Origin of the sequence: Streptomyces sp. NPDC051286, from assembly GCF_044455345.1 — a bacterium.
Lineage (GTDB): Bacteria > Actinomycetota > Actinomycetes > Streptomycetales > Streptomycetaceae > Streptomyces.
In genome coordinates, this window is record NZ_JBITER010000028.1 from 23,628 (window position 1) to 43,861 (window position 20,234).

A 20,234-nucleotide genomic window follows, 5' to 3' on the forward strand; every position below is an offset into this window, starting at 1 on the left:
ACGAATCATGAATCATGTTTCAAAGCGTGCCCGAGGGGCTGCGTGAGCTCTCGGTGAGTCTCTTCGGCAATCGCTACCGGGCCGAGGTGCTGCTGGCGCTGGCACAGGCGGACGACCGGGGCGTCTCCATGGGAGATCTGGCAACTTCCCACGGGATCTCGGCCAGCCTCTATCAGGCGCCCATCCACGCATTGGTGCAGGCTGGGCTGGCCGTGAGCCTTCCGCAGGATCCGGGCGAGCGGCGCAAGCGCTACCGACGCAGCGACGATGACGAGCTCTGGCAGTACCTGACAGGCCTCTTGCGTCGTTTGGCAGCGGTGGCAGGAATGGAACAGGTTGGATAGCCGACGGGGCCGGTGTTTGCGGTCGCGGCCGGGTGAGGCAGGGTGGAGGCCATGATGACCTCGGTGAGTTCCGTGCGCGGCGGCCCGGTGAATACGGTGCCTGCCCAGCTTGTGGAACCGGGCGGGAAAACTGCGTTCACCCAGGTCATGGGCGTGGAAGCGGTGTTCTTCTACCGCCTAGACCCCGCCGAGGACGAGCGTCGGCAGCAAAGTGGCGCGGGGCGCTTGGACCGAATGCACCCGCTGGAGACGCTGCTGTCGCTTCCCGTCGGCATGCCGCTCCCGCTTGGCTCACTGGATCAGCATGAGAGGCGCGCGCTGCGCTCGCTTCCTGCCGGAGCAGCGGACCGGGACCGGAGGACGGTCACGCGGCGCGCGGTGCGCCCCTTGCAGGTGGATCTCGCAGTGGTGCCAGCCCCCGGCTGGCGACAGGGGCTGGAGAGAGCGGGACGGTTCGCCCCGTTCTGCCGTCGCGCCATGTTGCTCAGCCGCCGCCCCGCACGCCTGGACGAAGTCCTGGCGGAGGCCGACTTCTACGGCATCGGAGTTCTCATCGACACAGGCGACGAGATCGAGATGGCCCTGGAGCCCGAGACCTACCGGCCGCAGCGTCACACCGCGGCGGCATGGTGGTTCGTCGAGGAGTTGTATCAGCGGGTGCGCTGAGCTTCCGGCGCTTCGAGCGGGACAGGGACGGATTCGGGTGCGGCCAGGGCCCACCGGTTGAGTTGCTCGGGCACCTTGAAGGCGCCGGGCTGCCGCAGGGCGGCGTTCAGCAGTGGGTACTGATCGACGGCACGGCAGCATCGGTCGTGCCACCACTGTTCCTGTGCGATCCCCGCGGGGATCGCACAGAGATCGCGGAGCCAGCTCATGAGCACGGCAATGTTGTGGGCCGCGGCCTGGGCGGGCAGTGGCGAGTGGTTGCTGGTGAAGACGTCCAGGGAGCGGCCTTCGCAGGCGTAGCAGTCGCAGATCGGCGCAGGGGTGCCGCCGTATTTCTTCGCCAGGTTGTCCCCGAGGTAGAAGTCCATCAGTTCGGGGTGGAGTACGTGCGGTGCGGTGGGTCCGCCGCCCCCTTTCCTACTGGTCTGTGCCTTCTCTCCAGGAGCGACGACGTGCCGGAGGCTGCCGCTCGCACCGAAGGCGGTGAAGAGCGCGCCGGCCGCCAGTGCGCCGAAGGCGGCGAGGTCGGCGCGGACCAGGGCTGCGTCCGGGACCTGGGTGACCAGCATGCGCAGGTGGGAGACCGCCTTCGCATACCTGGCGAGCGGGTCCATCTGCCCGCCCAGCATGATCGCCTTGGGGCCTGAGGTCAGTTGGAGGTAGCCGATCAGCTGTTTGGTCGACTCCTCGTTCCGGAGCCAGGCCACGTCGATCGGCACCGCGAAGATCACCGAAGGGTCGTCGAGTTCCTTGATACGGAGGACGGCGGCACGCAGCGCGTCGGAGTCCTCGGCCTGGATGTATCCGGTCGGGGTGATCGGCGCGGTGACGCCGGCCGCGCGTTGCCGGGAGAGGGACACCTCCAGCGGGTCGTTGAGGAAGAACCCCTCCGCCTCGCTCTCGGGGAACGGGGACTCCTCGGTGGCGACTGCCTGTTCGTAGCAGGCGGGATCGGTGAGCAGGACGCCGTCGTGCCCGTCGTCCCGGCGCATCCGCTGTGCGGTCCGCATGGCGCCGTCGCCGCACAGAAGCAACCCGCTGAGGCTGGGAGCGATCTGCTCTGACACCTTTTTGACGAAGGTGGGGCGGGTCTGGATCAGCATGCGGCCGCGCAGAAGACCAATGCCGTCCGACGCGGCGTCGGATCCGGAGGGGCGGGGAGGGAGAGGGACAGCGGAAACGTCGGTCATGGACGGTCCTTCAATGCGACGGCAACGGTGACGTGCGGTGACCTTCGACGTACAAGTGCTGGAAGTCCTCCGGCAGCAACCGAGCGCAGGTTGCTGCCGATTCGAGAGTAAGCCCGTGCTCGTCGAGCAAAGTCCGTACGAGTGCCGGGACGGTCCGGGGCTGTTCACGGGGGATCTCGACAGGTTCGGCTGTGCGATAGCCGAGTGCGGACATCTCGATGACGAGTGTGCGGTGCTGCCACTCGGTCAACGCGTTCAGGTCCAGGGCGCGACGCAACAGAGCACTCATGGACACCCGCCAGGTCCGCTTGAGCTCCATGAGCCGTTGCAGATCGACGCCAGCCTTGAAGGCGTTCCGGATGTCCGCTGCTGGCATGAGGAGCTCCGCCGCGAAGCCATCGGCCTGCTTCTCCTGCTGAGGCCCGCTGCCGGGCTCCGCATGCATGATCAAATGGCCGATTTCATGGGCGACACTGAACCGGCAACGGTCGCCGGGCGCCCGGCCGTTGACCAAGAGTAGCGGGGGTTCCACGCCATCCCACTGGCTGACAGCGTCCAGGAGGTCGCTGCCAAGATCGCGGACGGTCACAAGGGCTCCGGCCTTCTCGACTGCCTCGATCACGTTCGGGACCGGTCCGGGGGCCAGTTTCCACGCTTTGCGTACTTCTCGGGCGGCGTCCTTCGGAGTCGTGAGCGTGTCCAGGGGAACGCGCAGAAAAGCAGAAGCCGTACCACGAGAGGTCTTCGTAGCCGATGCGATTCCCGACAACTGGATACGCGTCAAGGCAAGTTGAGCATGCACCTGGCGCAGCGCAGGAGCGGAAAGGGCGGCCTTCTTGCGGTGATGGATCAGCCCGACGCCCACTCCTCCCATCTGCGGATCCAGGCAGAGCAAATCTTCCGGGTAGCCGAGCGCGGTCGCGTACCACTCCAGCCGGTCGTCGCCGACGGTGAGCCGCCCGGACTCCGCCCGACTCACGTATCCCTGCGAAACCGCCGTCGCGCCCAGAGGCGAGGCCTTGGTCATGGCCGCGGAGACCTCGACCTGCGTGAGTCCGCGGGACTCACGCAGCAGGACGAGCATCCCGGGATGAGCTTGCCTGCCGACCATGACTTCACCTCCTCCGACCTCAATCTGAACCTCAGAATAGCACCTCGAAATATTCCGCACTTGGTGCGGCCGACGGTTGCGCGAGGAAAAGTCCGTTCACGCAGGTCGGAAGGGGGCTGCGGCTGTTCAGCTCTCCGGGGTCGCCGATGGCAATCTGCGGCCTGGGCCGCGTCGCCGGGGCAGGCGCACCACCGTGGCGTCGAGGGCGTCCTCCTGCTCCCGGCGGACGCTCTCCGCCTCGACCGATAGCTCTACGACGGTCCTGCGCAGGAACGCGGTCAACTGTCGTTCCTCTGCGAGCTGTCGCTTCGTCTCCTTCAGTTCCTCGACTGCGGCCGTGTACCGTTCCGCGAGTTCCTGAGCCGCAGTGGGGACACGGTCTTGCGCCTTGGCTCGGAGCCGGAACTCGTCGACCAGATCCTGGTGATGCGGGTAGACCACGTCCCGGCGCAGTCCCGACTCGACGATGAGTTCGGTGGCGGTCAGCTTGCCGGAGGCCGAGCGCAGGGGTGTGCCAGCCAGCAGCCGTTCGGCCGCCGCTTTGATCGCGGCGGCGTCTCTGTCCCGGTCCCGAGGTCTACGCCCCATCGAGCTGCTCCTTTCCTGCGGGTTCCTGCCGGCGGTTTCCGCGCCGTCCCCGTTCATGTGCGGTGATCACCGCGCGCGCCTGGGCGGCCTTCGCCGCCTCCCGGTCCCTCAGCGGCCTCGGCGACAGCGGGTCGGCTGCGGCGGCCTCGTGCCGGGCGAGCTCTCTCTTCTTGTCCCCGATGTCGCGGTCGGTGTAGGCCAGGTTGACGCATGCGGTGCGGCAGAGCGGCTCATCCGGTCCCTGCACATCCACTCCGGCCGCCTCCCTTTCCTCTCGGCACCCCGCGGTCTCGTATCGCCACACGCAGGTCATGCCCTGCCCGTGATGGATGTCGGGATGCTTGCTGGACAGCAGACGTCGGGCGTTGTCGGCCTGAATGACGACGCGGCCCGCGAACACGGCCGCAGACTTGCGGACCCGGTGCCGGTACTCCCGTGCGGACGGGCCGCTGACATGTTCACCCTCGTCGAGCGCCCGCAGGTCCTCGTCCACCTGCTCGCTGACCATCTCAAGTTCCTCGAGGGCAAGGTCCTCCATCCAGCTGGTGTCGGCGTCTCCGGCGTAACCGAGTGTCACCTTGGCCCGGACATGCCCGTACTGCGCTTGCGCCGCTGCGAGGCCGCCCGGGCGTCGCACCACGAAGTAGGCGAGCGTGCGGCGGAAGCGTGCCGCGTGGATGTCCTTCGTCGGGTCGGGCGGAATGGCCGGATCGTCCCGGCCGGAGAACTGGGTGTTCACCCAGGCCATGAACTCCCGGATGTCGTCGTTCATCGTGCCCGACGGCTTGGACTGCTTCCGTCGTGAGCGGACCGTGGTGGTGCGTTGCCGACTCGGTGGGAAAAGCAACTCGGCGCCGGAGAGTGACTCCAGCATCTTCACGGCGGGGGCGACCGCGCCGACCACGGCCCACGGCCGTTCCTCCGTCTCCTCCGGATCGGGGGCGGGATCGTGCTCGGAGCCTTTGCTCCGCCGTCCGACCAGGACGGGTCCGCCGTGCTCGTCCTCGCGCAGGCACCCACGGCGCAACTGGAGGACTTCGCCACTGCGCATGCCGGAGAGGTAGGAGATCACGATGAAGCAGGCGGCCGTCAGGTAGCGCACCAGCTGGTTGATCTCGCGCACGCCGATCGGGCGGTCGCGCCACGGGGCGCCCTGGAAGGTGCCGGTGATCGGGCCGAGGAAGTAGGCGTCGGATTCCAGTTCAAGGCCGTACTCATCGGCCATAGACAGCAGCAGGCCGTCATACGGCTTCACATAGGGTCCGGCGGTCGCCACCATGCGGGCAATGTGCTGGTGATCCACTCCGAGCTGACCGCCGTGGCGCTCGCGGCGTTTCGTGCCGGGCAGTCCGCGGCCCGCGCGTTGCAGCTCGGCTACGTAGCCCCTGAGGCGCTCCTTCAAGGGGCTGGAGCCGAACCGGTCGCGTGCTGCCAGGGTCGCCGGATGCCGCCCGTCCAAGAGCAGCCGTGCTTCCCGGGCCGCGTCGCGAATGTCGGGCCCGAAGTCATCGACCATCCGAAGCGCCCACGCCAGCAAGGCATCCATGGTGGTGGGATCGATGCGCGGCGTCTTGTTGTACCGGCTCTGAACCCGCTTGACGCCGACCAGGTCATCCGTCGAAGCGGTACCCCAGGGCCTGCGGCGCGGGAGGCGGTGTTCCTCGGGCAGCGCCTCCCGGTAGCCCCAGACGACCCGGACCGCGTGCAGCAGGCGCCTCTTGTCCTCGGCGGAGTTGGCCAGGGCAAGTACGTGGGTCTTGTACAGGCCCAGATCGCGGCTGCTGACATCGCACAAGCGCGTGAACCCGCGGGCATCCAGCCACGCGGCGAACACCGACATGGACATGATCCATTTGTGGATCGTCAGGACCTCGGGCTGCTCGTCGATCAGTGCCGGCCGGAGCTGAGCGGGCCAGTTGCTGTTCAGCGCGACCCATGCGCATGTCATGAAGGCTTCCCGCAAGGAGTCGGGCATCAGGCGCGGCCAGTTCTCGCTGACCGGGCACAACTGATCGTCGAGCAGCCCCGGGCCCAGGCGCCAGACCGGATCACCGAACCGGGACAGCGTGGCCTTGTCCGTAGAGTCGCGGAGCGGTCGGTGAGCCAGGACCACGGTGTCCGGTCCCGGCAGAAGGGCTGCCCCGGCCGAGGCGCCGGACGTCGACACGGTGGTCATCGCAGGTCCATCCTTCCGCTGATGAGGTCATCCACGAGCGCCCGCTCGGCGGCCGTGACACGGTCCCGGGCATTGGAGCGCTCGGCCAGGGTGTAGTGCCCCAGCAGGTTGGACAGACGAGCGAATGTCTCGGCGTGAAGGTGGGCCCACAGGCGCGGATCGAGGTCGCGCTTCAGATGCTTGAGGCGACCGTGCGCCTCGACCTGGACCGGCAGTTGGTGGGGCAGCGCACGTGCGTTCTCGCAGCGCAGGCAGTCATCGAGGAACGAGGCGCCGCACGGCTTTCCGGGCCCCGTGAACGGGCTGTCCTCCGGGGCCGTACAGCCCACCAGCACCGTGTCCTGCTCACCCGAGATCAGCTGGGCGAGAGTCTTCGTGTCCACGCCGATATCAACTGCGGCCTGCTCCGGAGCCTCGGCCGCGTGCACAAGGAAAGCGTCCGTCAGCACAGGAATCTCCTGCACCACCCGCGCCTTGGCGACCTCCTCATCCAGCGCTTCGCGCATGACCGTGCGCCCGCGCTGGACCGCCGGTCGGCTCGTCCGCAGATAGTTCTGGTACGTCTCCCTGGTGTGTGCCACGGGTCGTCCCCCGCGTTCCAGCGCCGCCCGCCGAAGCCGGTGCACATTGACCGACAGCCCCTGGCCCTCTGGCTCTTCGGCCTCCTCCTTCCCTCCGTCCTGTCCGGTCGCCGCATGATCGTCGGGGAGTTCGCCGGGTGCCCCACCCACTCCCTCGCCCTCGGGGCGGTCGGCTCTCTTCTCCGGGCTGAAGCCGTGCCCTGCAGCCCAGGCCACGATCCCGCTCCGATGGGTGCCGTGCCCCCACGCGAGACCTCCCTTAGCGCGGACTTTCGGGTAACAGAAAGCGTGTGTCTCTCCACCGAGGCTTCTTGCAAACTCCGTCAGGTCCAGCAGCAGTTGGTAGACGCGGAAGGCGGAGCGGTACAGATGTTTGTCGCCGTCGTCCGTCTGCAGCACGTCGGCAAGTGATGCGGGCATGTCCTCCAACGGCTTCACCATGAACTCCAGCGACGGACCGCGACGGGGCTTCACCTCGTCCACCAGAGCCACTGCGGGCCCTCCAAGGCCACCGTCCGGCCGGAAGTGCGCCGCCGGCCATTCTCCGATCGTGCCGAAGTTCTCGCTGGTCAGATCGATGAGCATCAAGCAGAACGCCACTGTCTCCGTACGCGTCAGCGTCAGCCGGGACACGAGTCCAAAGACCCCGCCCAACGCCTGCACCCAGGAGGGGATCCCGCCCTGCGGCGACGACGGCGTCACCCGCCGCGGCACGTCCCCGGTCCGGTCGAGGGTGTCCAGCGCGCGGCCGAGCTTCTCAGCATGGTTGAAACGTCCCGGTGGGCCGAGGTCGCCACGGCGGTACGCGGCCAGGAGTTCCCGACCCTCCTGGATCCGGTCACGGGCGACGCGGATGTCGTGACGAACAGCGGTCATGAGCTCCTGGTGTTCGTCGTGACTGTACGGCTGCACCTTCGACTCGTACGCGGGCAGCCTCCCATGCAGCATCGCGTTCCGCGCTTCGGCCGGCAGTTCCCTGTCGGCGCGGAAGATGGCCCGCAGTCGCTCTGTGTGGCCCTTCTTGGAGCCCAGTGGGACGGCAAGCAAGCTCTCCTTGATGTGGACCGCAGTGATGTGCGTGGGCTGGTGCACCGGCGGGTCAACTTTCCCGAGATGCTTCGCCAGGAGCTGCACACCGTTCCAAAGGCCCTCGGCAGCACTGACCCGATTGACTCCGGAATCCGGTCCGGTGGCCCTCGCGAACGACCGGGCCAGCCACCGCTGAATGCCGGTACTGACCTGTAGTTTCGTGAAGTCGTAGACCTTGCTGCGCCGCCCCTTCTCTTCGACGAAGAAGACGCTGCACTCGTCCTCCGTGACAACGAGCCGCTCCGGTGACTGCCAGTTCCCTGGAGGAACGCTCGCCTTACGGCCCCTCCGGCTCACGCGTCGCCCTCCGGATCGTCGAGCAGCTCCCCGTCCTCAGGAACCGGGGACAGGACCAGCTCACTGTCCGCGGCGATCCTCCCCAGCAGGATGTCGACGGCCTCCCGCTGGTCACTGTCGACCAACACCATCAAGTAGTCGACTTCCAGCGCCGTGAAGGGCGCCAGGTACCAGTCCCTGGTGGTCTGCGGGTTGCGATGTCCGAGCATCGTGGCCAACTGGTACCAGATGTCGCCGAACTGCTCACGGAACGCATGCTTCTCGGCCTCGGTGAACCCCTGCAGGCGCTGCTCCCACACGGCGCTCAGGATCGAGTACCAGACCAGCGCGTAGGAGTGCCGTAGCATGTGCGGCCGGGCCCACAGGGGGCACTGGGCGGCCCGTCTCTCCCGCTCCTTCGCCTCCAGGTCATCGAACCCGGGCCATCGTGAGCGCGCCCACGCCTGGGCGACCCGGGAGTTGGCGGTGGCGAACGTGTTCTCCCAGCTGTGAGTCCTGTGCGGCATGCCATCGACACTCAGCCAGACGGCCAGCGGCTCCAGCCCGTCCTGCGTCTCCCGGAACAGCCGCAGCCGTTCCTCCGGCCCCTGGACGTCGAGAGACACGGTCGCGGAACCCCCGTGCGGAGTCCGTACTTTGAGTGTCCTCGACCGGGAATTGTGCCCGGTCACGATCACCAGGCCCGGCACCCGATCGTACCGGCCGGCCCGCTGCGCCCGCCCGATCGCCTCCGCCCGCGAGCCCTCCATCGGATCCATGTAACCTGCCACGGCTTTCACAACCGCCCGCGGAATCCGGTAGTTACGTCCATGGCGGCGCCCCTTGGCGCAGGACTGCGACAGCCACGCCTTCGGGTACCTGTTCGTCACAGGAGCCGACGGCAGCTCGACGTCCAGGACGCTCGCCCACTCCTCAAGCCGCAGCCCCGTACCCCACAGCCCCTCGACGAACGCCGTGTTGCGGTCCTCGTTGAAGCCGTGCCAGTTCTCCGGGCGCAGGCCGTCGAACCCGTAGCCCCTCAGCCCCACGTCCTTCCACTGCTCGAAAGCCTTGCGCAGCAGCCACTTCACCTGCCGTCGAGGCGCTCCGGCCGGACGGGAAGGATCCCGCCGCCCCGTCCCCTGCCCGAAGCCGCCACCGGACTGGACGGACTGGGAAGGAATCGGATTGAAGACCTCGTACTCGCCACAGGCCCACCCGTAGAACCTCTTCAGCCCCGCCCTGTCGGTGTCGAACGACGTCCCCTCCACCCGCCAGTAATTGCGGGCATCAGCCATCCGCCAGTGCTTGAAGTCCGTGTAGTCACGCTTGCTCGCCTCGTACCAGAGCCGCCCCCGCTGCTCCAGGAAGTTCAGCCAGACGACGAGTGCGTACGCGTACCGGCGCCACGTGGTCCGCTGCTTGGATACGATCTCGTCAGCACGGAAGAAGAGATTGATCCACGGATCCGCGCCGTGCCGCTTCGACCAGATGATCGGCGTGCCGTCCCGAGCACCGTTCTCGCGTGCTCTTTCGTGTACGTCGCCCAGCTGTCCCAGATCCACGTCGCTCGCAGGGACAGGGAAGTCCCGGCTGAGGTCGTAGAACTCGACAGCCCATGAGCCCTCGGGCTCCTCCATGCAGATTCCTCCGCGCCGATGTCCGAGTCAAAAACCGACAGTGCCTCAGACAGTAGAGAAGGCCGGGCGATTCGAGCTGGAACAGCCCTATGGTCTGGCTCTCCTGAATGAGTTTGAACGCGAAGACGTCGTCGAGCGGCACCTGCCGTGGATCGTCCAGATCGATACGGTTGCCGGTCACCCGCTCGATATCGGCGACGGCGTGGGCCATCGCGGACTGCATCCGCACGCCCAGAACGTCCAGTTTGATGTTGCCCAGTGCCTCGATCTCCTCCTTGGCCGCCATCGCCATCGGATAGTTGCCCTGGGGGGTGGGCTGCACGGGCAGCCGGTCCAGGAGCGTCGCGTCGCTGATGATCACTCCGCAGGGGTGCATGGCCATGCCGTGAACCAGGGAGTCGAGGCCTTCGGCGAGCTCCCACAACGGCCCGTACCGCTTCGCTTCGGCCGCCAGTTGACGCAGTTCAGGCAGTTCGGCGAGTGCGCTGGTGATGTCCGACGCCCGCAAGTGCGGGAAGCTCTTGGCGATCCGGTCGACGTCCGCCGGTGCGATCCCCAGCGCGAGGCCGGTGTCCCTCAGCGCCCGGCGGGCCCGGTAGGTCTCGGGCATCGCGGTGACCGCCACCCGCTCGGTGCCGAACCGGGCGAAGATCGCGTCGTAGCATTCCAGCCTTCTGGCGGACTCCACGTCGATGTCGATGTCGGGCAGCGACGCCCGTCGCACGCTCAGGAAGCGTTCGAACAGCAGGTGGTGATCGAGCGGGTTGGCCGTGGCGATGCCCAGCGCGTGGCAGACCATCGAACCGGCGCCCGAGCCGCGGGCCGCGACCCGGATGCCCAGCTCCCGGATGTCGGCCACGACCTGGCCGACGGCAAGGAAGTACGAGTCGTAGTTCAGCTCGGAGATCACGCCGAGCTCTTCGTCCAGCCGGTCGAGCGCCGCCCGGTCACGGTCCAGGCCGCGCCGGACCATGCCGGCCTCGCACTGGCGACGCAGAAACTGTGCCGCGCCGCCCGTTCCCGGCTCGACTCCGAGCACTGCCGGTTCCGGGAAGTGCGGTGTGCCCAGCCCCAGGTCCGCCTTGGGATCGACGGAGCACTCGGCCGCCGTGGCAGCGGTGTCCGCCAGCAAGCGGGCTGCCCGCCGGGCGTCCGCTCCGGCACACTCGGCGATCAACTGCGCGATGCGCGCCATCGCTGCTTCGTCCTTGAGCCAGCGCTGCCCGCTGTCCAGGCGGCGCCGGTCGATAGGGCGCAGCAGCCGCGCGGCATCAAGGACGTCGGCGAGCCGGTGCTGCTCCGGGTCGGCATAGCGGACGGCGTTGGAGAGCACGACGGTGGTGTCGGTACGGTCCCCCAGCGCCAGGGTGCGGGCGGCCAGCCGCAGCGATCCCGGGCCCGTACCGGCCCGCCTGTGCAGGACAGCCTCCAGCCGTACGCCGCTGCCGAAGATCTCCCGCCACGGAGCCAGCAGCTTCGCCGCGACGTCCTCCCGGCCTGCCGTCAGTGCCCGTACCGGCTCCGAGAGCGGTCCGAGCAGCACGATCAGACCGGGACCGCCGTACTCACGCAGCGCCTCCCACGGCACCATCACCGGGGCCTCGCCGCCTGCCGTGCCCACGTGCGCGGCCGACGTGATGCGGCACAGCCGTGCCCATCCCGTCCGGTTCCGCGCGAGCAGCACCACTCGCAGGGGCGGCTCGACGACGTGGGCGCCACCGCGCGCCGGGGTGCGGCGGCGCTGCGCCGGAGGAGGAGGTGCGATGGCCTCCACGGCCAGATCGATGCCGAAGATCGGCCGGATGCCGGCTCCGGTACAGGCCTTCGCGAACCGTACGGCACCGGTGACGGTGTCCCGGTCGGTGAGCGCGAGCGCCGTCGTGCCGCGCTCAGCCGCCCGCCGGACGAGGTGTTCGGGATGGGCGGCGCCGTAGCGGGCGGAGTATCCGGACGCGACGTGCAGATGGGCGTAACCCGCCATGCCGCACCTCCATCACTTCACCCCATTTGAGCCTTTCGCCCGATAAATTCATCGTACACTCGTTCGATTACTCTAACCCCCATCAACCTCGGACGATGATGTGATTCGAACGCGTGACCTATTCCGTGGCATTCCACACAGCGGCCCACCACGACTCCGCCAGGACTCACCGTCACCACGAGGAACTCTTCGCCCCCAAGGGGCCGGCAGGAAAGCCAGCAGCGTGCCGCGCAGCAATCCGCGCCAGGGCGATTTCGACGCCCTCGCCCTCCCAGCCCTGCTGGGTGCGCCACAGGACCTGGATCCCGAAGACGTCGTGGACGGTGGCCGCCGACCAGTCCTCGGCCGGGGGCCCGGCCAGAACGAGGCAGAGGCGGTCGGCAGGCTTGGGCAGCGTGTGGTTGATCTCGATGAGGCGGACCGCTCCCGCGCGGAGGTCGGCGTACGTGGCGAGACCGGCACCGAGCACCTCGTACAGCAGGTGACCGTCCTCGGTCACGCACTCGACGTCGGCGACCGAGGAGTCGGACCTCGGCTGCCGGTCGGCTCGCAGGAGAGCCGCCATCAGTTCGAAGCGCACCGCGTCATGGCCTGCACCACCACCGCCGGTGCACCAAAGTGCCTTCGCGCAGCACTGTCACTGACATGCCATACGATGCGCACATCTGTTCACCACCCTTCCGTTTGAGGATGCCCACGTCATGTCTCTCGGTGTCACATCCCGTTCCCTGCGCGGTATATCCGCTGCCGTAGCCCTGATCTCGGTCGGAGCGGTGGGATGCTCCGAAGCCCTCGACAGCGCAAAGACCGGCGCCAAGAAAGTGGTTCGCCAGCGATCGGTCTTCTCGCTCGCGATCGGCGACTGCTACAACCCGAACAACGAGGCGCCCAAGAGCGAGGAGTTCAGCGTCGAGGTCGTGCCGTGCAAGGAACCGCACAAGGGCCAGGTTGTCGGTGACTTCAAGATCGACGGGCAGTCGGCGTACCCCGGCGAGGACAAAACCGCACAGATCGCCGACGAACGATGCCCGGTCGAGGCGCAGAAGTTCACCCCCGACGCCTGGGCCCTGCCCAAGGGCGTCGACGTCTACTACTACTCCCCCACCAAGGAGAGCTGGGCGACCGGCGACCGGGCCGTGAGCTGCACGTACACCAAGGAAGCCGGCACGTTCTCCGGTTCGTTGAAGAGCAAGCCCCTGAACGCCGACCAGCTCGCGTACCTGAAGGGTTCGAACGCCGTCTACGAGGCCCTGTGGACGAACCAGCCCGAAGCAGAGCATGTCGAGGACGACTTCGCCGGCTACAAAAAGCAGGCCAAAGCCGTTACCGCCGCGCTCGGCACCCACCTCACGGCCTTGAAGAGCATTCAGCAGCCGGAGACCGTCAAGCTCCGTGCACGGTTGGAGGAGACCGCCGGTGCGTGGGAAAAGGCCGCCTCGGCCGGTGACACGGACGCCTTCTACCTCGCCTACGACAAGGCCTTCGCCGGTATCGACCCGGGCAAGACGCTCGCCGCCCGCAAGGAACTGAAGCTCGCCACCACCGTCCCGGCCGACGAAGCCGAGGTCTGGGCCGGCTGACCCTGTCGGATCACGTCGTCCGGCCGGGCCCCGGCCGGACGACGGGGGCACTGAGGCGGCCGAGCGCTTCCGGAGTCAACTGCGGGAGCACTGGCCGAGGCTGAGTCAGCGGCGAACGCGGGCCAAGCCGGGGGCTGCGGCCGTCGTTCCCGACTCGGCTCTTCGCCGAGCACGATCGTCCGCGTTCGCCACGCGCTCACGCTTCTGCGGCGGCAACCTCGGCGGCGAGCACGGGTCGTGTGCCGAGGTCGGGGCCATCCCCGGCGCGGCCCCGGTGGACCCCATCAACGCACTTCCGCCCAGACCGTTTTGGTGAACGCGTCGCGTGGCCGATGTGGGCGACCGGCTCGCTGCCGGCGGTCTCGCAACTGCCCGCGGCAGGTCGTCTGCGCCGGCACGGGCGCACAACTGACGGACCCGCCGGGCGGGCCGACGTACCAAGCCCGCCCGGCACACTCACGTCCGTCCGGCGATTGAGGACGGAGTGACCGCCGGACGCCTCCGGCTTCACCGCACCGGCCAGATAGCACACAAGGTCGACTTCAGGACGCACATACGATCACACTGTTTCGCCCTCACCCCGTTCACCTAGGAGCCGCACCACGTCGGTTCCGTCTGCGAACACACCGTGCGACCGGGCGGTCGGCAATGGACGAGGACTTGACCTGTCCGGTATTCGCTGTTGATTTACCTCAATTTCCGTTCCGTCCAATGACTTTGATGGGCATCATCGAATTGGTGGAAAAGTCGGGCCCTCGATGCCCGCACGGAGTGGAGGAGGTGCGGAGTGCGCAATCGGGTGCGCGCAAGGGACGGGCGGCATCTGACGGTGGAGCGTCTGGGCGACCCGCGAGGGAGACCGGTCTTCCTGCTCCACGGAATGCCCGGCAGCCGGCTCGGTCCGGCGCCGCGCGGCATGGTGCTGTACCAGCGCAAGACACAGCTCATCACCTATGACCGGCCGGGCTACGGCGGCTCCGACCGGCTGGCGGGCCGCTGCGTGGCGGACGTCGTGGACGATGTGCGGGCCATCGCGGACTCGCTCGGGCTGGAACGGTTCGCCGTGGTGGGCCGTTCCGGCGGCGCCCCGCATGCTCTGGCCTGCGCCGCACTGATGCCGGACCGGGTCACCCGTACCGCCGCTCTGGTCGGGCTCGCCCCCCGGGGCGCGGACGGACTGGACTGGTTCGACGGGATGGCCGCCTCCAATGTGCTGGCGTACTCCACGGCGGTGGCCGACCCGGACGGGCTCGCGGAGTCCTTCATCTCCAGGTCGGAAGTGATCAGACAGGATCCGGTCAAGCTCCTCGACGATCTCCGCCGGGAGCTGACCGACTCCGACCGGGTCATCGTCAACGACGCTGGAATCCGTTCCATGCTGCTGCGCAACTACAGTGAGGGGCTGCGCACTTCGGCGTACGGATGGATCGACGACGCGATCGCGCTCTGCAACCCATGGGGCTTCGATCCGGCGGACATCACCGGCCCCGTGATGCTGTGGCACGGCGAGAAGGACGTCTTCTCACCGGTTGGGCACTCCCGCTGGCTGGCCGGGCAGATCCCGGGCGCCACCGCAGTTCTGGAGCCGGCGGCGGCGCACTTCGATGCGCTGTCCGTGCTCCCTGTCGTCCTCAACTGGCTGTTGGAGGAGCAGGCCACCGCCGCCCCCTCGGAGGGCTGACCCAGGCCGGGCCCGCCATCGGCGGGCCCGGTCGGCTCAGATCGTGATCGGTTCCAGTTCGCGCTGGAACCGGCTGTCCTCCCGGGCGATCCGGGTCAGCGGATGCTCGTCGCCGAGCTGTCGGGTCAGCTCTTCGACCACTTCCGCCCGCACCTGCAACGCCTCGTCCTTGCGCCCCATCGCATCGAGTGTGACCGCCATGTTCGACGTCATGGCGAGCGTCTCCGGATGGTGCGCCCCGATGGCCTCCCGAAGCTGCGCGGACACCTGACGCTCCGTCGACAGCACGATGTCGAGGTCGCCGAGGTCCACGGTTGCGTTGGCCAGATTCATGACGCAGAACAGGGTGTGCGGATGCTCGCGTCCGAACACCTCGCGCATCGAGGCGACCACCCGCTTCAGCAGCTTCTCCGCCACCTCCGCCGCACCGGCCCCCGAGAGATAGACACCGAGGTTGTTCTGGGCAGCCAGGGTGTACGGGTGTTTCTCCCCCGGGACCTTCATGTACTGGTCGGCGACCTCCTGTGCGGTGTCCCTCGCCTCGATCGCCTCACCGGCCGCGAACAGGTCGGCCGCCATGTTGAGATCACAGGCCAGCGATTCGGGGTTGGCCGAGGTGTACTTGGCCCGGTACCTGGCGCGGGTGGCCACCGTCAGTCTGCGGGCGTCCTCCAGCCGGCCCGCCCTGCGCAGCGAGACCGCGAGGCTCTTCGCCGCACTCAGCGTGCCGGGGAAGGTACGCCCGAGATGTGACTTGTAGCTGTCGTAGGTGCGGCTGAGCAGACCGACGGAGTCCTCGTACCGTCCCACGTCCCGCAGATCGCGGGCCAGGTTCATGGCGGACGACAGGCTGTACGGGTGGTTCGGGCCGAGCACCTCGGTGCGCCGGTCGTACACGTCCTGATCGATCTCCCTGGCCCTGGCGTACTGCCCGACGAGGCGCAGGTTCAGAGCCAGGTTGTTGGCCGCCGCAAGCGTCCTGGGGTGTGAGTCGTGGAAGATCTGGCTGAATCCCTCGGTCGCTTCGGTCGCCAGCTCGATCGCCCGGCTGTAGTCGCCGAGGGTGCCGAGGTCCGTCGCGAGGCTGCTGGTGGTCATGTACGTGTGCGGGTGCTCCGAACCCAGTACCTCCCGCTGCCGGGCGAGGGTGATCTCGTCGAGTTCCTTCGCCTCCACATAACGGCCGCGCGAGCGGTAGATGTTGGAGAGGTGGAAGCAGAGGTAGAGGTACTGGAGATCCCGCTCGCCGAGCATCTCCTCCCATGCCTCGCGCAGTTCGGCGCCGAGGGTGCCCGCCGTCCTGAAGTCACCACGCTTCCACAGGTAGCGCACCCGGTCGATCAGGAGCCTGCGGGTCTCGGGTTCCCTGCAGTTGCGCGCATCGGACGGGCCGAGGTGCGGCCATATGGTCGCGAACCGCGGCCAGGTCGCCGGGTTGTCGATCGGCTCGTCGTCATCGGGCCGGGCGCCCGCCAGAATGCGGTGGACGACATGCCGGGCGTCACGCTGCTCCTCCTCGCTGAGCTGCGCCCGGATGACGGCCTGGACGAGGCGGTGCACCTGGATGGAGTTGGAGACCTGGTCGACCTTGGCGAGGGCGAACCGGCCGATCTCCCGGATGACCCGGCCGAGCACCAGCTTCTCCTGGAGCGAGGGATCGTACGGCTTCAGCGCCTCGATCATCTCCTTGCTGTACAGGAGGTTGGCGTTGATCGGCTCGGGGGCGAAGAAGGCGCAGAGCTGCAGCAGCCGCACGGCGGCGGGCGAGCGCTCCTTGAGGCGCTGGATGGAGATGTTCCAGGTGGCGGCGACGGGTTCCGGGTAGCCCGCGGGCTGGTTGAGGGCCAGGACCTGAGGGGCCTGCTGGGCGAGCTGTTCGAGATAGGCGTCGATGGGCGTGGCGGTCTCCGCGATCCAGGCCGCCGCCTGTTCCACTGCGAGCGGGAGGTCACCGACAGCGGTGGCCACCTGCGCGGCGTCCTCGACGCTCAGCCCCGGGGCGCGGCGCTGGAGGTGCTCGATGGACTCCTCCCGCAGGAAGACGTCGACAGGCAGTGCGTCGCCGTGCTGGGACCAGGTCTGGTTCCTGGAGGTGACCAGGATGTGACCGGAGCCGCCCTGCGGGAAGTAGCGCCGGAGCCGTTCGGGGTCGTCGGCATTGTCGAAGACCAGCAGCCAGCGGTCCGACGGAACTCCGCGGCGCAGCAGGTCGACAGCCTCCTGGGAGGCCGCGGCCATGTCGTCGCCGCCCTGGGCGCCGAGCCGGACCCCGAGTTCGGCGAGGCTGGCCACCACGTCGTCGGTCTGCTCGGACGATATCCACCACACCAGGTCGTAGTCGGCCATGAAGCGGTGCACATACTCGAGAGCGACCTGGGTCTTGCCGACGCCGCCGAGCCCGTACAGCGTCTGCGGCTGGGGAAGCACGACGGCCATGCCGCCGCCGAGCTGGTCGCGCATCCGTTCCAGGACCAGGGAGCGCCCGGTGAAGCCGGGGTTGCGGGGTGGTGCGTTCCAGATCTTCGGCACGGTGCCGGGGAAGCGGGGCCCGGGCGCGACCCCGTCGACGAGCTGCACCGGGCGGTCCAGGGCACGCATCAGCGCCGCGGTGGCGTGCACCTCGTCGAGCCGGAAGAGGTCGACGGGGTTGCGGTCGATGTAGGGCGCGGAGAGGCGTACGTCCCCGACCCTGAGAGGCAGCAGCTGACGCCTGCCGCCGCCCGGGTCCTCGGCGACCGCCCTCTCCCACAGACTCACGGCTCGCTGGGACTTGAGATAGGCGCTGGAGAGCAGGACGACGGTACGGGTGGCGGTCTCGGCCGCGAGTTGCGCCGGGTCGGCCTCGCCGGGTTCGGCGGAGACATCTCGCGGGACGACGCGGAATCCGGCCCGGGTGAGGACCGACTCGATCCAGTCGGCCCACATCCGGTTCTCCGCCACATAGTTGAGGAAGAGATCGGCGGGCAGCGCGGGCCTGCGCCGGGTGAAGGCATCGCGGATGCGGAGCCGTACCTCTTCCCCCACGGGGGGCATCGAGGTGATCTGCCGGTCGGTGATGACGGCGGTGAGCCGCTCGAAGGCGGAGAGCAGCGAGTTGGTCAGACCTGCCTCGTCGCCGAAGGTGGCCAGCGTCTCCTCGTACGCGTAGTAGGGACGGTACGGAATCTCCACCGCTCCCCAGTAGGCGGTGAGTTCGTCACCGGACAGGTCCCGGGGCAGCCGGTCGAACTTCAGCCGGGCCAGCGCGCGGCCCGCGTCGGCCTTCTCCTTCTCGCCCTCGTCGATGCGCATCGGGACGGGGAAGATCGAGATGGGGCGGCCGGTGTAGCGCTCGGAGATCTGCCGGGCGACGGATGCCGCGCCGTCGATGGACTGATCGCTGAGAGTGAAGCAGTCGACGAGCAGGTCCGGAAGGTGGACGGTGCAGATGTCGGCGATGTCGCTGAGACCGGTCCGGCTGTCGATGAGGACGTAGTCGTAGTTGGCCTTCATGTCGTCGCGCAGGGCGTCGAAGAAGTGCCCGCCGCCGAGCCGGTCATAGAAGTTGTCCCAGTCGAAGGTGGAGACGGTTGCGGAGTATTCGCGGTTCTGGCGCCCGGCGGAAACGAAGTCGAGGGTGCCCCCCTGCGGGAACTCCCAGCCGAGCGCCTCCGGGGCGAGGGAGACGGCGTGCGGCTGGATGCGGGCGTAGTCGCGGTGCCAGTCGTCGGCACGCTGGACCGGGCTGGTGGCGGCCCAGGCGTACTCGGTGATCAGGTCGATGACGCCGGTGGTCGCGCCGAGTGTCGACGGGTCGAGGAAGGGATGGAAGAACCGGTGGAGTCCGGGCGCCTCCAGGTCCCAGTCGACGGCCAGTACCCGTTTGCCGTTGGCAGCCAGGATCCAGGCGGTGTTGGCCAGGGCCATCGTGCGCCCGGTACCGCCTTTGTACGAGTAGAAAGTGACGATGCGTCCGTCACGCCCGGCCGTCATACGTCCTCCGCATCCGTCGCAGGGTCGTGCATGTCCGGTATGAACTGCGTGTTCCCCATGGGCCCCATCAGTCGTGTTCGTTCAGTGTGACCGCCGCCCGCCGCCGGCGGATAGACCGCCGCGTGGCGCAGATACTGCTGGGCCGCCGCCTCCACCACCTGGGGCAGCACCTGTCCGAAGGCATCCATGCTGGGCACTCCCCTTGCCGCGGCGCGGCAATACGCACGCCCCTGGCGAATCTTGGACGGCATGGTCTGTTCGAGTTTCTCGGTCAGCTCCGCCTCGGCGGCTCTGCTCTGGGGGTCCTCGCGGTTCCAGGGCACCACCATGGTCACCCACGGGCGGTTCTCGGCGTCGAAGGCCGCGAGTCTGCGGCGTCGGTCCTCGTCCATCAGCGCCCATCGGTCGACAACCAGGATTTCCGGTCTGTTCGGTGGCCCCTTGCTCTCCGCGTGGCCGGACTCCTCGTCGAAGGAGGTGATGGTGGCCTGGTAGTTGAGGGAGCGCACCAGGTCCTCGGCGACATAGGCCAGGGGCCGCGCGGAGGCCGGGTGGTAGGGGTTCCAGTCGTGCGGGTTGTCGCCGTAGTAGTCGGCGTTGCGCCCCTCGGGCAGGTCGTGCCGGGTGGGAGCCGCGATGGTCACCTTCATCGGGCGGGGCGCACCGGCACCACTGCTCTGCGAGCCGAAGGCGCTGGGGGCCAGCCGGTAGTCGACGGGGCGACCCACTTCGATTCGGGCGGTGGCCGCGACGCTGACGATGCGTTTGGCGAGTTCGTAGACAGCCCGTTCGTACTCCTGGGCGAAGAGTCTGAGTTTGATCAGTCCGTAGAGCCCGTCACTGACGTAACGGTCCCCGAAATCACGGTGATTGAACTGCAGTCGCTCTGCGGGCCCGGGCAGCTGGTTCGGTGGAACCGGCACCCAGAGCGCGGGCACGATCGCTTCGGCGGGCTGATTGCTGCGGGCCCGGTGGGCGATGGCGCGCTGTTCGAAAGCGTGCCACTCCTTTCCGCACATCTCGCTGGCGAAGTAGCGCGGCGAGAAGAGCGGAACGAACACCCGGCAGGTGGCCAGCACGCTGCCGAGCCGTTCCGACCACCCCTCGCCGGACCGTATCTCCCGGTCCATGAACCCGGCGGAGGCACCCGCCGGGAGGTCGGTCATGGCCATTACATGGCCGCAGAGATCCTGAAACAGCCGCTCGACCCACATATCCGGGTCCGTTCCACCGCCGTACCCCGGTGTATGCGCATAGCTCAAGAAGAAGTACGGCCGATGGTCCGCCGCTCGCGGTTGCGTTGATGCGTGCACACGACCCCCGTCCTGTGTGAGCACTCGCATCCGAGGAGTGTAGGAA

The 20,234-nt window shown here is 68.2% G+C and carries 14 protein-coding genes; 4 read left to right on the forward strand and 10 right to left on the reverse strand.

Annotated features, from left to right (window positions below; translation table 11 throughout):
- The first annotated feature begins 26 nt into the window (after positions 1–26).
- Positions 27–344, forward strand: coding sequence for a hypothetical protein (locus ACIBB8_RS25470; RefSeq protein ID WP_398955799.1), 318 nt, complete (start codon positions 27–29; stop codon positions 342–344).
- Positions 345–395: 51 nt separating this feature from the next.
- Positions 396–1,010, forward strand: a complete 615-nt coding sequence (locus tag ACIBB8_RS25475; RefSeq protein WP_398955801.1) for a hypothetical protein — start codon at positions 396–398, stop codon at positions 1,008–1,010.
- Here the strand turns inward: ACIBB8_RS25475 and ACIBB8_RS25480 are convergent.
- The 8 genes from ACIBB8_RS25480 to ACIBB8_RS25515 all read right to left on the reverse strand — a co-directional run bounded on the left by ACIBB8_RS25480 (position 995) and on the right by ACIBB8_RS25515 (position 12,222).
- Positions 995–2,200: a hypothetical protein gene (locus ACIBB8_RS25480; protein WP_398955803.1), complete on the reverse strand. Its 1,206-nt coding sequence runs from the start codon at positions 2,198–2,200 to the stop codon at positions 995–997. The genes ACIBB8_RS25475 and ACIBB8_RS25480 overlap by 16 nt on opposite strands.
- Positions 2,201–2,210: 10 nt before the next feature.
- On the reverse strand, positions 2,211–3,311 hold the full coding sequence (locus tag ACIBB8_RS25485) for an ImmA/IrrE family metallo-endopeptidase (protein ID WP_398955805.1): 1,101 nt from the start codon (positions 3,309–3,311) through the stop codon (positions 2,211–2,213).
- 126 nt (positions 3,312–3,437) lie between these two features.
- The gene (locus ACIBB8_RS25490; protein ID WP_398955808.1) at positions 3,438–3,899 is read right to left on the reverse strand and encodes a hypothetical protein; all 462 of its coding nucleotides are present in this window, start codon (positions 3,897–3,899) and stop codon (positions 3,438–3,440) included.
- Positions 3,889–6,075 (reverse strand): hypothetical protein, encoded by a 2,187-nt coding sequence (locus ACIBB8_RS25495; RefSeq protein WP_398955810.1) that lies wholly within the window; start codon positions 6,073–6,075, stop codon positions 3,889–3,891. Before ACIBB8_RS25495 ends, ACIBB8_RS25490 begins: the two co-directional genes overlap by 11 nt.
- Positions 6,072–8,042 (reverse strand): hypothetical protein, encoded by a 1,971-nt coding sequence (locus tag ACIBB8_RS25500; RefSeq protein WP_398955812.1) that lies wholly within the window; start codon positions 8,040–8,042, stop codon positions 6,072–6,074. Before ACIBB8_RS25500 ends, ACIBB8_RS25495 begins: the two co-directional genes overlap by 4 nt.
- Complete coding sequence (locus ACIBB8_RS25505) at positions 8,039–9,571, reverse strand: integrase (protein WP_398955895.1); 1,533 nt, start codon at positions 9,569–9,571, stop codon at positions 8,039–8,041. Before ACIBB8_RS25505 ends, ACIBB8_RS25500 begins: the two co-directional genes overlap by 4 nt.
- A complete protein-coding gene (locus ACIBB8_RS25510) occupies positions 9,459–11,642 on the reverse strand; it encodes a PHP domain-containing protein (protein WP_398955813.1) in 2,184 nt (727 codons plus the stop codon). The genes ACIBB8_RS25505 and ACIBB8_RS25510 overlap by 113 nt, the downstream gene beginning before the upstream one ends.
- 172 nt (positions 11,643–11,814) lie before the next feature.
- Positions 11,815–12,222 carry a hypothetical protein gene (locus ACIBB8_RS25515; protein WP_398955815.1) on the reverse strand — a complete coding sequence of 136 codons (408 nt, stop codon included), beginning with the start codon at positions 12,220–12,222 and terminating at the stop codon, positions 11,815–11,817.
- Positions 12,223–12,343: 121 nt separating this feature from the next.
- Between ACIBB8_RS25515 and ACIBB8_RS25520 the strand changes: the two genes are divergently transcribed.
- Positions 12,344–13,222 carry a septum formation family protein gene (locus tag ACIBB8_RS25520; protein ID WP_398955817.1) on the forward strand — a complete coding sequence of 293 codons (879 nt, stop codon included), beginning with the start codon at positions 12,344–12,346 and terminating at the stop codon, positions 13,220–13,222.
- 787 nt (positions 13,223–14,009) lie between these two features.
- Entirely contained in the window at positions 14,010–14,903 is an 894-nt protein-coding gene (locus ACIBB8_RS25525) for an alpha/beta fold hydrolase (protein WP_398955819.1), read from the forward strand.
- 36 nt (positions 14,904–14,939) lie between these two features.
- On the opposite strand, the gene fxsT is transcribed toward ACIBB8_RS25525, so the two are convergent.
- Together fxsT and fsxC are read right to left on the reverse strand one after the other, a co-directional pair.
- Positions 14,940–18,875: an FxSxx-COOH system tetratricopeptide repeat protein gene (gene fxsT / locus ACIBB8_RS25530; protein WP_398955821.1), complete on the reverse strand. Its 3,936-nt coding sequence runs from the start codon at positions 18,873–18,875 to the stop codon at positions 14,940–14,942.
- Positions 18,872–20,218, reverse strand: coding sequence for an FxsC protein (gene fsxC / locus ACIBB8_RS25535; protein ID WP_398955823.1), 1,347 nt, complete (start codon positions 20,216–20,218; stop codon positions 18,872–18,874). Before fsxC ends, fxsT begins: the two co-directional genes overlap by 4 nt.
- Positions 20,219–20,234 lie beyond the last annotated feature (16 nt).

Excerpts from the sequence above, each read along its gene's own strand:
- ACIBB8_RS25475 (WP_398955801.1), top strand. The coding sequence starts at position 396 with ATGATGACCTCGGTGAGTTCCGTGCGCGGCGGCCCGGTGAATACGGTG.
- ACIBB8_RS25480 (WP_398955803.1), bottom strand. The coding sequence starts at position 2,200 with ATGACCGACGTTTCCGCTGTCCCTCTCCCTCCCCGCCCCTCCGGATCC.
- ACIBB8_RS25485 (WP_398955805.1), bottom strand. The coding sequence starts at position 3,311 with ATGGTCGGCAGGCAAGCTCATCCCGGGATGCTCGTCCTGCTGCGTGAG.
- ACIBB8_RS25490 (WP_398955808.1), bottom strand. The coding sequence starts at position 3,899 with ATGGGGCGTAGACCTCGGGACCGGGACAGAGACGCCGCCGCGATCAAA.
- ACIBB8_RS25495 (WP_398955810.1), bottom strand. The coding sequence starts at position 6,075 with ATGACCACCGTGTCGACGTCCGGCGCCTCGGCCGGGGCAGCCCTTCTG.
- ACIBB8_RS25510 (WP_398955813.1), bottom strand. The coding sequence starts at position 11,642 with ATGGCGGGTTACGCCCATCTGCACGTCGCGTCCGGATACTCCGCCCGC.
- ACIBB8_RS25520 (WP_398955817.1), top strand. The coding sequence starts at position 12,344 with ATGTCTCTCGGTGTCACATCCCGTTCCCTGCGCGGTATATCCGCTGCC.
- fxsT (WP_398955821.1), bottom strand. The coding sequence starts at position 18,875 with ATGACGGCCGGGCGTGACGGACGCATCGTCACTTTCTACTCGTACAAA.
- fsxC (WP_398955823.1), bottom strand. The coding sequence starts at position 20,218 with ATGCGAGTGCTCACACAGGACGGGGGTCGTGTGCACGCATCAACGCAA.